The organism is Bradyrhizobium lablabi, from assembly GCF_001440475.1.
GTDB lineage: Bacteria > Pseudomonadota > Alphaproteobacteria > Rhizobiales > Xanthobacteraceae > Bradyrhizobium > Bradyrhizobium lablabi.
In genome coordinates this window covers 172,680-186,434 of record NZ_LLYB01000055.1, presented here as the reverse complement: position 1 = coordinate 186,434, position 13,755 = coordinate 172,680, and the positions used below count along the sequence as shown (strand labels likewise).

10 protein-coding genes are annotated in these 13,755 nt (G+C 63.4%); 7 read left to right on the top strand and 3 right to left on the bottom strand.

What is annotated here, in order from left to right; genetic code table 11:
* The 5 genes from CQ14_RS10650 to CQ14_RS10630 all read left to right on the top strand — a co-directional run.
* Nucleotides 1–862: polysaccharide deacetylase family protein (locus CQ14_RS10650; RefSeq protein WP_057857839.1), on the top strand; the 862-nt coding region annotated here is incomplete at its 5' end.
* A 63-nt stretch (nucleotides 863–925) separates the two neighbouring features.
* The gene (locus tag CQ14_RS10645; RefSeq protein ID WP_057857864.1) at nucleotides 926–1,435 is read left to right on the top strand and encodes a dihydrofolate reductase family protein; all 510 of its coding nucleotides are present in this window, start codon (nucleotides 926–928) and stop codon (nucleotides 1,433–1,435) included.
* Nucleotides 1,436–1,611: 176 nt separating this feature from the next.
* Nucleotides 1,612–2,688, top strand: coding sequence for a TRAP transporter substrate-binding protein (locus CQ14_RS10640; protein ID WP_199805499.1), 1,077 nt, complete (start codon nucleotides 1,612–1,614; stop codon nucleotides 2,686–2,688).
* Between the two features lie 74 nt (nucleotides 2,689–2,762).
* Nucleotides 2,763–3,356: a TRAP transporter small permease subunit gene (locus CQ14_RS10635; protein WP_057857837.1), complete on the top strand. Its 594-nt coding sequence runs from the start codon at nucleotides 2,763–2,765 to the stop codon at nucleotides 3,354–3,356.
* Nucleotides 3,353–4,771, top strand: coding sequence for a TRAP transporter large permease (locus CQ14_RS10630; protein ID WP_063800332.1), 1,419 nt, complete (start codon nucleotides 3,353–3,355; stop codon nucleotides 4,769–4,771). Before CQ14_RS10635 ends, CQ14_RS10630 begins: the two co-directional genes overlap by 4 nt.
* A gap of 5 nt (nucleotides 4,772–4,776) precedes the next feature.
* Here CQ14_RS10630 and CQ14_RS10625 read toward each other — a convergent pair whose 3' ends face one another.
* Nucleotides 4,777–5,229, bottom strand: a complete 453-nt coding sequence (locus CQ14_RS10625) for a DoxX family protein (RefSeq protein WP_057857836.1) — start codon at nucleotides 5,227–5,229, stop codon at nucleotides 4,777–4,779.
* 288 nt (nucleotides 5,230–5,517) lie between these two features.
* The gene (locus CQ14_RS10620) at nucleotides 5,518–7,827 is read right to left on the bottom strand and encodes an NADP-dependent malic enzyme (protein ID WP_057857835.1); all 2,310 of its coding nucleotides are present in this window, start codon (nucleotides 7,825–7,827) and stop codon (nucleotides 5,518–5,520) included.
* 260 nt (nucleotides 7,828–8,087) lie between these two features.
* Here CQ14_RS10620 and CQ14_RS10615 point away from each other — a divergent pair, with 260 nt between their 5' ends.
* Nucleotides 8,088–10,061 (top strand): hypothetical protein, encoded by a 1,974-nt coding sequence (locus CQ14_RS10615; RefSeq protein ID WP_057857834.1) that lies wholly within the window; start codon nucleotides 8,088–8,090, stop codon nucleotides 10,059–10,061.
* A gap of 1 nt (nucleotide 10,062) precedes the next feature.
* Here the strand turns inward: CQ14_RS10615 and aspS are convergent, their stop codons facing one another.
* A complete protein-coding gene (gene aspS / locus CQ14_RS10610; protein WP_057857833.1) occupies nucleotides 10,063–11,838 on the bottom strand; it encodes an aspartate--tRNA ligase in 1,776 nt (591 codons plus the stop codon).
* Nucleotides 11,839–12,032: 194 nt separating this feature from the next.
* On the opposite strand from aspS, the gene CQ14_RS10605 reads away from it, so the two are divergent.
* A complete protein-coding gene (locus tag CQ14_RS10605) occupies nucleotides 12,033–13,505 on the top strand; it encodes a protein adenylyltransferase SelO (protein WP_057857832.1) in 1,473 nt (490 codons plus the stop codon).
* The last annotated feature ends 250 nt before the right edge of the window (nucleotides 13,506–13,755 follow it).

Sequence of the window (13,755 nt, the reverse complement as noted above, 5' to 3'; positions counted from 1 at the left end):
GGCCGCTCCTCAGGCCGCTCCCGCGGCGGCGCCAGCCCCCGCCCCGCCGCCAGCACCGGTCTCGACCCGTCCGCCCTGCAACAATCCCAACGCGCTCGGTATCGGCCGCACCGTCGAGATCGACACCACGGGCGGTCCAGGCTTCGGCTTCGAGCATTTCAAGGAGCTCGACTTCCTGCGCGACAAGGAGGTGGTGCTGACCTTCGACGACGGTCCGTGGCCGGTGAATACGCCGTCGGTGCTGAAGACGCTCGCGGAGGAATGCACCACCGGCATCTTCTTCCCGATCGGCAAGCACGCCACCTACTATCCCGAAATCCTCAGGCAGGTGATGGCGGCCGGCCATTCCATCGGATCGCACACCTGGTCGCATGCCGCCCTCGTCAACAAGAAGCTGACCGAGCAGCAGCGCAAGGATGAAATCGAAAAAGGCTTCAGCGCCGTGAAATGGGCGCTGGGCGGCAAGGCGCCGGCGCCGTTCTTCCGTTTCCCGGCGTTGCAGCACCCGCCGGAGATGGTGACCTATCTCGGCACCCGCAACATCGCGATCTTCTCCTGCGACCTCGACTCGTTCGACTTCAAGGCCAGCAAGGCGCAGACGATCATCGACAACGTGATGCGCAAGGTCGAAAAGAACGGCAAGGGCATCATCCTGATGCACGACTTCCAGAAACATACCGCCGAAGCGCTGCCCGAACTGCTCAAGAAGCTGAAGGAAGGCGGCTACAAGGTGGTCGCGATGCGCGCCAAGGCGCCGATCCAGACCATCGCGCAATATGACGAGGACATCGTCAAGGATCTCAAGCTGCCGACCGTGAGCTCGCGCCCGGTCTCCAGCGTCGTCCAGACGATCTCGGAATAAAAGCGGCGCGACGCACAGGTGGCGCTGCGCATCGAAGGCTATGTCATCGTCTCCGCCGACGGCATGCTGGCGGATGCCCGCAACGTCATGCCTGACGAATTGAAGTTCGAGGGCGACAAGGTGTTTTTCACCGACGCCCTTGACCGCGCCGATTTGATCCTGCACGGCCGCAACTCCTACGAAGACCAGCCGAACTCGCCGCGGCGCAAGCGGGTCATCCTGACGCGCAAGGTCGATGCGATTGCGCCCGATCCGACCAATCCGAAAGCGACGTTGTGGAATCCCGCGGGTGCTTCGTTCGAGGCCGCCTGCCAGCAGGCCGGCGTCACGTCCGGCACCGTCGCCGTCATCGGCGGTCCCGGCGTGTTCGGCATGTTCATGGACCGCTACGACGCGTTCTGGCTGTCGACCGCACCGCATGTCCACCTGCCCGGCGGCGAGCCTTGCTTCCCGGGCGTGCCTGCGCGTTCGCCGCAGGACATCCTGAGCGCACATGGCTTGCGTGCCGGAGAGCCGCAGATGCTCGATACGGCCGCTGAAGTCAGCGTCACACCGTGGCGGCGCAACGCCTAAGGCGTAATCCTTTCGCTCAAATCGGTCTCGCTGCAAGCCCGCCTGCGGCTAGAGGTCGCTTGACAGCACGCGGGCGCGGTTCCACCCTGAAAAGAAAAAAGACACACATCATCATCGGGAGGACCAACAACATGTTGAGGTACGCTTCAACCATGGTTGCAGCGGTGACTCTTGGAATGGTCACCGTCTTTGCTGAACCGGTTTACGCTCAAACTGCCGAAAAGCCGCTCGTTCTGAAGGGTCAGTCGACCCACCCCGCATCCTCGAACTTCCATCTCATCTTCAAATTGTGGGCGGAGACCGTCGAAAAGATGACGGCCGGACGCCTCAAGATCGAGACGCTTCCGGCGGGAGCGATCGTGCCGCCGTTCGAGGTGTTCGATGCCACCTCCAAGAACGTGCTCGATGTCGGCATGGGGCCGTTCGGCTACATCCTCGGCCGCAACACCGCGACAATACCGATGTCGCATGGCCCGCTGTACGGCATGGACGGCTCGGATTACTGGGCCTGGTACTATGACGGCGGCGGCATGAAGCTGCTCGACGAGTTCTACAAGGACGTTCTCAAGCTGAACGTCGTCGGCTTCCCGATCCCGACCGACTATCCGCAAGGGTTGGGCTGGTTCAAGAAGGAGATCAACAGCCTCGGCGATCTCAAAGGCATGAAGTACCGGATCTACGGTATCGGCGCGGAAACCTACGGCCGCCTTGGCGTTTCGGTCGTGACCATTCCCGGCGGCGAGATCGTGCCGGCGATGGAGCGCGGCGTGATCGAGGGCGCCGAGTGGATCAACTGCGAGGAAGACAAGAAGCTCGGCCTGCATCAGGTCGCCAAGCACTACTACACGCCGGGCATGCACGAGCCCGTCACCGGCGGGCAGTTGATGATCAACGGCGATGTCTGGAAGAAGCTCTCGCCCGACTTGCAGGAAATCATCAAGGTGGCGAGCGTCTACGCCACGACGCAGCGCAATTTCGCGTTCAACCGCGAGACGGCGCAGGCTTGCCAGGACCTGATCAAGGCGGGCGTCCAGATGCATCGCACGCCCGACGAGATCCTGAAGAACTTCCTCGACGAGTGGGAGAAGATTCAGACCGAGCACGCGGCCAAGAATCCGTTCTACCGGAAGGTGATCGACAGTCAGAAGGCCTATGCCGAACAGATCGTGCCGTTCAAGCTCTCCTGGTTCCCGCCGTACAACTTTGCCGGCGAGTATTACTGGAAGAACAAGATCTACCTGACCAAGAAGTGATCTCTCTTCGCATCTAGCGGAGCTGCTGGCGTCCGCACCAGGGGACGCCAGCACGGCCTCAAGGGGGAGCGATCATGTCGTCGGACACCATCCGTGCTGCAGCGACGGACAATACGGGCGACCAATTCCCGCGCGCGTTCTACGCGGTCATTCGCGCGATCGACCGCTTTACGGACGTCACCGGCAAGCTCATCGCCATGACGATGCTGTTTCTCGTGGTGACGATTTCGTATGAAGTCGTCATGCGCTACGGCTTCGGCGCGCCGACCATCTGGGTCTATGAATCGAGCTTCATGGCCAATGGCGCCGCCTTCATGCTCGGCGCTGCGTATGCGCTGCTGAAAGGCGCCCATGTTCGCACCGATATCTATTGGGAGAATTACTCGGAGCGGAAGAAGGGCGTCGTCGACCTGATTTCCTATCTGGCGTTTTTCTATCCCGCCATGATCACGTTCATGCTGATCAGCATCGACGACGCCTGGCATTCCTACGATACCGGGGAGCGATCCCAGGAAAGCGTATGGCGCGTGATCATGTGGCCGTTCCGCGCCACCATCCCGCTGGCGGCCCTCCTTCTGATGATCCAGGGCATCTCGGAGGTGCTGAAGTGCTGGTACCAGATCCGGTTCGGGCGTGAGTTCGTGCACAAGGAAAAGATCGAGATATGACCGGACTCGAGCTCCTCGGACTTGTCATGCTCCTGGTGATGCTGGGGGTGATCTTCATCGGCCTGCCGATCAGCTTCACGCTGTTGTTCCTGGCGCTGTCGTTCGGCTATGTCGGCATGGGCGAGCGCGTCTTCAACCTCGCCTATCTGCAGACCATCGGCCTGATGAAGCAGGACGAACTCGTCGCCGTGCCGATGTTCATCCTGATGGGATTCATCTGCGATCAGGCCGGGCTGATGGAGCGGCTGTTCAAGGCGTTCCGCGATCTGTTCGCGCCGCTCAAGGGCGCGCTCTATGTCGTCGTCATTCTCACGGCGACACTGTTCGGGATCGCCGCGGGGACCGTCGGCGCAACCGTTGCCCTGCTCGGCATCATGGCCGGGCCGATGATGATCCGCTCGGGCTATGACGTGCGGATGTCGGCCGGTGCCATTGCCGCCGGCGGCACGCTCGGCATCCTGATTCCGCCATCGGTGATGCTGGTCGTGATGGCGCCCGTGCTCGATATCTCGATCATCGATCTCTATGCGGCGGCGTTCGGCCCGGGATTCCTGCTGTCGGCGATGTTCATCGCCTACACCCTGATCCGCTGCCACTTCAATCCGAAGCTCGGCCCGCCGGTGCCGGTCGAGGAGCGGCCGGAATCGATGCGGGTCGTGCTGTGGGAATGCCTGATCGGCCTCGTGCCGGTGACCGTGCTGACGGTCGTGACGCTCGGCGCCATCCTCGTCGGCATCACGACGGCGGCGGAGGCGGCGGCATTCGGTGCACTCGGCGCGATTCTCCTCGTCATCGCCTATGGCAAGTTCACGTTGCGGGGATTGCTGGATGCCTGCTACGCCACGCTGGCGACGACCAGCATGGTGCTGCTGCTCGCGGTTGCCTCCAACGTGTTCGGCGCCGTCTTCGCCTGGCTCGGCACCGCGACCTGGATGACCAAGGCGCTGCTGGCTTCGCCGCTGCCGGCCTGGGGCACGATGTCCCTGCTGCTGACCCTGATCTTCCTGCTCGGCTGGCCGTTCGAATGGCCGGCCATCGTCTTCATCTTCCTGCCGATGCTGGCGCCGGTCGCCAAGGGCCTCGGCTACGACATGGTCTGGTTCGGCTGCATCGTCGCCGTCGTGCTGCAAACCGCGTTCCTGTCACCGCCGGTCGCGATGTCGGCCTATTATCTCAAGCAGGTCGTCAAGGAATGGAATCTGCGGCTGATCTACCGCGGCATGGCCGATTTCATGGTGATCCAGTGCGTTTGCGTCGCGCTGGTGCTGATCTTCCCGGCGATTGCGATGTGGTTCCCCAACTGGCTGCAGGCGCGCCGGATCGCGGCGCGTACCGCGCAGATCGAGCAGCTCGCGCCGCCGCAAAATGCGGCGGCGACGCTCGACGGTTCACGGGTGGCGATCCGGAATTTTTGACCCGGTTAGATGTCCCCGTAGGCTGGTTCATTCGGCCGCGGGCCCTTGCCATAGCCCGCGATCATGAACAGCGCGCCGATGATCGACAGGTTCTTCAGGGCGTCGATCAGCGTCTTGGCATTCTCGGGCGCCGGCTGATTCCAGAAATCGTGGAAGTAGAAGGTCGTGGCGATCACGAAGAAGATCAGCAGGATCGCAAAGAAGCGCGCGGCGAAATTGACCGCGATCATCAACCCGGCAAGGATCTCGAAGCCGCCGGCCGCCACCGCCAGCAATTGCGGCGTCGGCATGCCCGTCATGGTTTCGAGCTGCCCGGTATAGGGCACAAGCACCGTCGGAATGGCCACCTTGGATGCGATGAAGTCCGCCGTCGGCTGAATCGCGAAAAGCTTGGTCGCCCCCGTGTACATGAAGAGCACGGCGAACAGGACTCGCCCGAAGGTAACTAACGCTGGCATGGGATCGGCCTCACTGAATAGCTTGCAAAAGATAGCAGGCGGCGCGAAACGATTATGGGCGTTTCGTGTCCGCTTTTCAAACGCTCAAATCGAAACCGTCCGCGCAGGGACCTGCGCGCGGCTCCACCAGACCTACCGATAGAAGCAGAACCAAGGCGCTTTCTTGATCATAGCGTTTCGCGCAAAGCATGCCTCCCCAGACTTGTCCGGGGCGGCGGGATTTCGCTCGAAGAAAACGCGTCAGAGCAAGCGGCTAGATCCCGATTTTGAATCAATCTGAACCGAGATCTATCCGAACAGGGTCGGCTGCTGGCGGCCGGCGCGCTCCTGGGCTTCGACGGCAGCCACCGCCGTCATGTTGAGTACGCCGCGTGCGGTCACGCCGGGGGTGAGGATATGCGCCGGCCGCGCCGGACCGATCAGGATCGGGCCCACCGGCAGCGCGTCCGCTAGCGTCTTGATCATCTGGTAGGCGACGTTGGCGGTGTCGAGGTTCGGCATGATCAGGATGTTGGCGTCGCCTTCCAGCTTCGAATGCGGCAGCACGAGTTTGCGCGCGGCGGCGGAGAGCGCAGTGTCGCCCTGCATCTCGCCGTCGGCCTCGATCTCCGGATGCTTTTCCTTCAGCAGCGCGGTGGCGCGTCGCATCTTGCGCGAGGATTCCGTATCATAACTTCCGAAATCGGAATGTGACACGAACGCGACGCGCGGCTTCATGTTGAAGCGCTGCACGTGGTTCGCCGCCAGCGAGGCCACTTCCGCAAGTTCCTCGGCGCTCGGATTGGGCCGCACCTGCGTATCGGCGAGGAAATAGGAACCCTTGCTGGTGATCATCATCGACAGCGCCGCGAAATCGCTGACGCCGTGCTGAAAGCCGACGATCTCCCGGACATGGCGCAGATGGCTCATGTAGCGGCCTTCGACGCCGCAGAGCATGGCGTCGGCCTCCCCGCGGACCACGGCAAGCGCGGCGATCACGGTGTTGTTGGTGCGAACCACGGTACGCGCCGCCTCGGGCGTGACGCCGCGCCGTCCGGCGACGTCGATATAGGTCTGCACATAGGAGCGGTAGCGCGGATCGTCCTCGGGATTGACGAGGTCGAAATCCTTGCCGGCCTTGATCGAGAGGCCGAACCGCTTGATCCGCGCTTCGACCACGGAAGGCCGCCCGACCAAAATCGGCCGCGCCAGTTTCTCCTCCAGCACGACCTGCGTCGCGCGCAGCACGCGCTGGTCCTCGCCCTCGGCATAGATCACGCGGACCGGCTGGGTCTTCGCCTTGGCAAACACCGGCTTCATGGTCAGGCCGGAGCGGAAGGCGAAGCGCTCCAGCAGCGCGGTGTATTCCTCGAAATTCTTGATCGGACGCGTGGCAACGCCGGATTCCATCGCAGCCCTCGCCACCGCCGGCGCGATGCGCAGGATCAGCCGCGGATCGAATGGGCTCGGGATCAGCGAGCCAGGCCCAAACCCCTGCGTCTCGCCGCTGTCGAAACCCTGGGCCACCGCATCCGACGGCGGATCGCGCGCGAGCTGCGCGATCGCCTCGACGGCCGCATGTTTCATTGCCTCGTTGATCCCGGTGGCGCCGACATCGAGCGCGCCGCGGAAGATGAACGGGAAGCACAGGACGTTGTTGACCTGGTTCGGAAAGTCGGAACGTCCGGTGCAGATCATCGCATCGGGACGCGCTTTCCGCGCCTCGTCCGGCATGATTTCCGGGTTCGGGTTGGCGAGCGCCATCACCAGCGGCTTGTCCGCCATCGACTGGACCATCTCGGGCTTCAGCACGTTGGGCGCTGAAAGCCCGAGGAAGATATCGGCACCGCCGATCACGTCCGCCAGCACGCGCGCGCTGGTCTTCTGCGCGTAGACCGCCTTCCAGCGATCCATCAGCGTGTTGCGTCCCTCATGCACGACGCCGTCGATGTCGCAGACCCAGATGTTCTTGCGCTGCGCGCCCATCGATACCAGGAGATTAAGGCACGCGATCGCCGCGGCGCCGGCGCCGGAGCAGACGATCTTCACGTCCGACAGCTTCTTGCCGTTCAGCAGCAGACCGTTGACGATGGCGGCGCCCACGATGATCGCCGTGCCGTGCTGGTCATCATGGAACACCGGAATCTTCATGCGCTCCTTGAGCTGCGCCTCGATCTCGAAGCACTCCGGTCCCTTGATGTCCTCCAGATTGATGCCGCCGAAGGTCGGCTCCAGCGCCGCCACCGTCTCGACCACGCGCTCGATGGTGTCGGCGGCGATTTCGATGTCGAAGACGTCGATCCCGGCGAATTTCTTGAACAGGACCGCCTTGCCCTCCATGACGGGCTTCGAGGCGAGCGGGCCGATATTGCCGAGCCCCAACACTGCGGTACCGTTGGAAACCACGGCCACCAGATTCGCCCGCGAGGTCAGCGCCGCCGCTTCCGCCGGATTGTTGGCGATTTCGGTACAGGCGGCCGCAACGCCCGGCGAATAGGCCAGCGCGAGGTCGCGCTGGTTGGCGAGCGGCTTGGTCGCCTGGATCTCGAGTTTACCCGGGCGCGGCAGCCTGTGATACGCAAGCGCCGCGGAATGGAGCTCTTCAGAATAGGACGACATACACTCCCCCCACGGGCTTCAACGACCCCGAATTAGGTGCCGAGGCCGGTCTTGATGTGAACCGTTAGTTTTGCGGCAGATTGAGCCGGATGTGAAGCATGGGCAACCACTTGGATGCAACATCCGAGAGCATTCCCATCAACAGGGGGCATCGACGCAACGCGGCAAAGCCGGTAGCATAATATCCTCCCTACCCTGTCCCCTTGACCGACATATGGCAATTTTGCCTCCCGCAGATGTCGGCGTCCGGAGCACAACTAATGGTAAAGATACTGCTGGGTCTGGTCGCCGCGGTCGTTATCGCGGTGGGCGGCTTCTTCGGCTTCGAGTTCTATACGCAGCAGCGCGTCGCGGGCGAGGTCGACGCTGCGTTCGAGCAGCTCAGAGCCGGCGGCGGCAAGGCAAGCCACGGCAAGGTGTCGTTCGACCTGAAGAGCCGAACCATCACCGTCGCCGACATCAAGGCCGAATCGGCCACCCAGCCGCCGGTCAGTATGAAGATTGCCAGCGTCGTCGCCTCGGGTGTCGGCCAGCCGGATACGGGCCGGTTCTCGGCCGACAGCATCGACGCGGTGGACATCGAGTTCGGTATGACGGGCCCCGCAGGCGGGAACCTGATCTACAAGATGCCGCGGCTCGTCATGAAGGATTACTCCGGTCCGGCGAATCTGAAACAGCCACAGGCTTCAGCGTCGACCATCGACGCGTATCGATCGGTGCTGGAGCAATTCGCAACCGTCTCGGCGACTTCGGTCGAAGCTCCGAGCCTTACAGGAACGATCAACTTCGGCCCAGCCATGTCGGGCGAGTTCGCCTATTCCGGCACGGCGCTGCGCGACATCAAGGCCGGCAAGATCGCGGCCATACAGATCGAGCGGGTCAATTTTACGGTCAACACGCAGCAGACCGGCAAGAACGACAAGATGACCGGCGAAATGCTCAAACTCGCCACAAGCGACTTCGATATCGCCGCGCTCGCTTCCATCCTGGATCCGCAAAAGGTGAACGACGATCGCTATATCCGGGCCTATGGCAAGACGACCGCCGGTCCCTACAGCGTGACTTCCGCGCTCGGACTTCGCATGCGCATCGACGCGATGACGATCGACGAGGTCGGCGTACGTCCGTCGCGGGTGCAACTTCCGGCGATGCTCGCGATGCTCCAAGCGTCGGGAACCGCGCAGCCTTCGCCCGCGCAGGCGCGTGAACTGCTCGAAAAGGCGGCTGCGATCTACGAGGGGATGCGGATCGGAACGGCCGAGATGCGCGGCCTTTCGGCCGAAACGCCGCAGGGGCCGTTCAAGCTCGCGGCGATCAGGTTCAACCTGGAAAACGGCAAGGTCGGTGAGTTTGCATTTGAAGGCCTTGATGCAAATACGCCGAAAGGACCCGTCAAGCTTGGACGCTTCGCACTAAAATCGCTTGATATCGCCAACTTCATGCGGATCTCGGCGCAGTTCGCCGGCCCCGGACAGCCGCCCTCGCCCGAACTGATCGCAGGGCTGTTTCCGCTGATTGAGGGCGTCGAGATCAAGGGTGTGACGGCGCCGTTCAAGAACACCGGCAAGTTCGTCAACCTCGACGGCTTCGACGTGAACTGGGGGCAATTCGTCGGCCCGATCCCGAGCAAGGCGCGCCTGACCGCGAAAATAACCGGGCCGGTCGATGCAACCGATCCCGCGATGAAACCGCTCATTGCGGCCGGACTCGACAAGCTATCGGTCGATGGCGATATCGGCGCGGAATGGACCGAGGCGGCCCGCAGCTTCGTCGTGGAGGTCCCGAAGCTCGAACTCGGCGGGCTCCTGAACGCATCGGCGCGGATCATGCTTGCCAATGTGCCGCGGCAGACCTTTTCGGCCAACGCGGCTCAGGCGATCGGCGCGGCAGCACAGATCGAGGCCGGCGGAATCGAGCTGACGGTGCGCGATCTCGGCAGCGTCGATGTCGGGGTCGTCCAGTACGCCCGCGCCCAGAACGTCGGCCGCGACGCCGCTCGGCAAGCAATCGTCGAAAGCATCAGGGCCAGCAGCCAGGACGTCGCCGCGGCCAACCCCGATGCCGCGAACGCCGTGCAGGCGCTCGCGCGTTTTGTCGAAAGCCCGGGACAAACGCTGGTCATCAAGCTCACGCCGGTCGGCAAGGTACCGGCGATGCAGCTATTCCAGATGCTGAAGACCGATCCGCTCCTCGCGCTGGCGAAATTCAAGATCGAGGCTTCGACGGGGCTGTGAGCTAGCCCTTGTCCGGCAGATTGAGCCGGATATGGAGCTCGCGAAGCTGCTTGGTCGTGACCTCCGATGGCGCGCCCATCAGGAGGTCCACGGCCTGCTGGTTCATCGGGAACAGCGAGATCTCGCGCAAATTCGTGGTGCCGCAGAGCAGCATCACGATGCGGTCGACGCCGGCCGCCATGCCGCCATGTGGCGGGGCGCCGTACTGGAACGCGCGATACATGCCGCCGAAACGCTCGACGACATCCTTCTCGCCATAGCCCGCGATCTCGAACGCCTTCACCATCGCTTCCGGCTTGTGGTTGCGGATGCCGCCGGAGGCGATCTCGTAGCCGTTGCAGGTGATGTCGTACTGGAAGGCCTTGATGGTCAGCGGGTCCTGCCCCTTGAGCGCATCGAGGCCGCCCTGCGGCATAGAGAACGGGTTGTGCGAGAAGTCGACCTTCTTGTCTTCCTCGTTGTACTCGTACATCGGGAAGTCGACGATCCAGGCGAGTTCGAACCGATCCTTGTCGATCAGGTTCAACTCCTCGCCCACCTTGGTGCGGGCGAGGCCTGAGAACTTCCAGAATTTTTCCGGGTCGCCCGCAACGAAGAACGCCGCGTCGCCCTCCTTCATGCCGAGCTGCGCGCGGATCGCCGCGGTCCGCTCCGCACCGATGTTGTTGGCAAGCGGGCCCGCCCCCTCACCGCCCTCGCGCCACATGATGTAGCCGAGGCCGGGCTGGCCTTCGCCCTGCGCCCACGAGTTCATGCGGTCGCAGAACGCGCGTGAGCCGCCGCCGGTGCCCGGGATCGCCCAGACCTGGTTCTTCGGGTCTTCCAGCATCCGCGCGAACACCTTGAAGCCGGAGCCGCGGAAGTGCTCGGAGACGTCCTGCATCACGATCGGGTTGCGCAGGTCCGGCTTGTCGCTGCCGTATTTCTTCAGCGCCTCGGCGAATGGAATCCGCGGCCAGCCTTTGGTCACCGGCTTGCCCTTGGCGAATTCCTCGAACACGCCGGTCATGACGGGCTCGACTGCCGCGAACACGTCCTCCTGCTCGACAAAGCTCATTTCGAGGTCGAGCTGATAGAACTCGCCCGGCAGACGGTCGGCGCGCGGGTCCTCGTCGCGGAAGCACGGCGCGATCTGGAAGTAGCGGTCGAAGCCCGACATCATCAAGAGCTGCTTGTACTGCTGCGGCGCCTGCGGCAGCGCATAGAACTTGCCGGGATGAATGCGCGAGGGCACCAGGAAGTCGCGCGCGCCTTCCGGCGAGGACGCCGTCAGGATCGGGGTCTGGAACTCGAAGAAGCCCTGCTCCTTCATCCGCTTGCGCATGGAATCGACGATGGCGCCGCGGGTCATGATGTTCTGGTGCAGCTTCTCGCGACGCAGGTCGAGGAAGCGGTACTTGAGCCTGATATCTTCAGGATATTCCTGCTCGCCGAACACCGGCAGCGGCAGTTCGCCGGCAGGTCCCAGCACCTCGATCTCGCTAACGTAAACTTCCACCGCGCCGGTCGGCAGTTCCGGATTATCGGTACCCTCGGGGCGCTTGCGCACCTTGCCGTCGATCCGCACCACCCATTCCGAGCGGAACTTTTCCACTTCCTTGAACGCCGGCGAATCCGGGTCGGCCACGCACTGGGTGATGCCGTAATGGTCGCGCAGGTCGATGAACAGCACGCCGCCATGGTCGCGGATGCGATGGCACCAGCCGGAAAGGCGGGCGGTCTGCCCAATGTCGCTGTCGCGGAGCGCGCCGCATGTATGTGACCGGTAGCGATGCATGGAAGTCCCAAAAAGCAGATGTCGGAGGTCTGAGAATCGGAGGCCAAAGCCGGTCCGAAGTTGCGGGAGGGTTTACCCGACACCGCCGGGGGCGGCAACCAATGGCGGGGCTGTTTTCGGCTCAAAAACAGCCATTTCGGCACGACCGCATCTGAACCGTTTGCCTATTCCCTGCCCGCGCCTATCTTTAGCCCATGACCGTCCATTTCCCGTTCCAGAACACCTATTCGGCCCTGCCGCCGAACTTTTTCGCCCGCGTGGCACCGACGCCCGTGGCCAGCCCCCGGCTGATCAAGCTGAACCGGGCCCTGGCCGTCCATCTCGGCCTCGATCCCGACCTGCTGGACAGCCCTGAGGGAGCGGAAATCCTCGCCGGAAAGCGCCTGCCTGAGGGCGCCGACCCGATCGCCATGGCCTATGCCGGCCACCAGTTCGGCCAGTTCGTGCCCCAGCTCGGCGACGGCCGGGCCATTCTGCTCGGCGAGGTCATCGACAAGGACGGCGTCCGCCGCGACATTCAGCTCAAGGGCAGCGGGCCGACCCCGTTCTCGCGCCGGGGCGACGGCCGCGCCGCGCTCGGCCCGGTCCTGCGCGAGTACATCGTCAGCGAGGCGATGTTTGCGCTGGGCATCCCCACCACCCGTTCGCTGGCCGCCGTGACCTCGGGCGAGAATGTGATGCGCGAGACCATGCTGCCCGGCGCCGTGCTGACGCGCGTCGCCGCAAGCCACATCCGCGTCGGCACCTTCCAGTTCTTCGCCGCCCGCGGCGACACCGACGGCGTGCGCGCGCTCGCCGACCATGTCATCGCCAGGCACTATCCGGATATCGCCAACGCCGAGCGCCCCTATCACGCGCTGCTCGAAGGCGTCGTCGCCCGCCAGGCCGATCTTGTCGCGCGCTGGCTTCTGGTCGGCTTCATCCATGGCGTGATGAACACCGACAACACGTCCATATCGGGCGAGACCATCGACTACGGCCCCTGCGCCTTCATGGATGAATACAACCCCGCGCAGGTGTTCTCCTCGATCGACGAGATGGGCCGCTACGCCTACGCCAACCAGCCGCGTATCGCGCTGTGGAATCTGACGCGGCTCGCCGAATGCCTGCTGCGGCTGTTTTCCGACGACCAGGACAAGGCGATCGAACAGGCGCAATTCATCCTTGGCGACTTCGCCGAAAAATTCACCGCCGCCTATCAGGCCGGCCTGCGCAAGAAGATCGGCCTGTTCACCGAACGCGACGGCGACGAAGCGTTGATCCAGGACCTGCTCGACGCGATGGCCAAGAATGCGGCCGACTTCACCCTCACCTTCCGCCGCCTGAGCGATGCCGCCGCAGATCCCGACGACGATAGCGTGAGAGCGCAGTTCACCGATCCCTCCGCGTTCGATGAGTGGGCGACACGCTGGCGAAAGCGCCTGACGGAGGAGCCGCAATCCGCCGCCGAGCGAAAGGCTGCGATGCGCGCGGTCAATCCGGCCTTCATCCCGCGCAACCACCGCGTCGAAGCCGTGATCGCCGCCGCCGTCAACAACGATTACGCGCCGTTCGAGGAATTGCTGACGGTGCTGTCGAAGCCGTACGAGGACCAGCCGGAGTTCGCGGCGTACACAGAGCCGCCCTTGCCGGATCAGCGCGTGCTGCGGACGTTCTGCGGGACGTGAAGCGAAGTTTGCGCTACTCGCGCAAATCGTAGGATGGGTAGAGCGCGCAGCGAAACCCATCAATACGACGCACGCGGCTGATGGGTTTCGCTGCGCTCTACCCATCCTACGCGCTGCCGTTAACCGAACTCCTTAAGCGCCTATCCACCATTCGGCGACGCACTCCGCACCTGTTAAGAACCCGTCAACGCGCGCCCCACAACTCTAACGGTTTATTGTGGGAGAATTGCCATGGACGCCTTTGCTTTCG

Bases quoted from the DNA above. Each gene is read 5' to 3' on its own strand.
- CQ14_RS10625 (WP_057857836.1), bottom strand. From the start codon at position 5,229: ATGCCAGCGTTAGTTACCTTCGGGCGAGTCCTGTTCGCCGTGCTCTTC.
- aspS (WP_057857833.1), bottom strand. From the start codon at position 11,838: ATGCATCGCTACCGGTCACATACATGCGGCGCGCTCCGCGACAGCGAC.
- CQ14_RS10630 (WP_063800332.1), top strand. From the start codon at position 3,353: ATGACCGGACTCGAGCTCCTCGGACTTGTCATGCTCCTGGTGATGCTG.
- CQ14_RS10605 (WP_057857832.1), top strand. From the start codon at position 12,033: ATGACCGTCCATTTCCCGTTCCAGAACACCTATTCGGCCCTGCCGCCG.
- CQ14_RS10615 (WP_057857834.1), top strand. From the start codon at position 8,088: ATGGTAAAGATACTGCTGGGTCTGGTCGCCGCGGTCGTTATCGCGGTG.
- CQ14_RS10645 (WP_057857864.1), top strand. From the start codon at position 926: ATGCTGGCGGATGCCCGCAACGTCATGCCTGACGAATTGAAGTTCGAG.
- CQ14_RS10620 (WP_057857835.1), bottom strand. From the start codon at position 7,827: ATGTCGTCCTATTCTGAAGAGCTCCATTCCGCGGCGCTTGCGTATCAC.
- CQ14_RS10640 (WP_199805499.1), top strand. From the start codon at position 1,612: ATGGTCACCGTCTTTGCTGAACCGGTTTACGCTCAAACTGCCGAAAAG.
- CQ14_RS10635 (WP_057857837.1), top strand. From the start codon at position 2,763: ATGTCGTCGGACACCATCCGTGCTGCAGCGACGGACAATACGGGCGAC.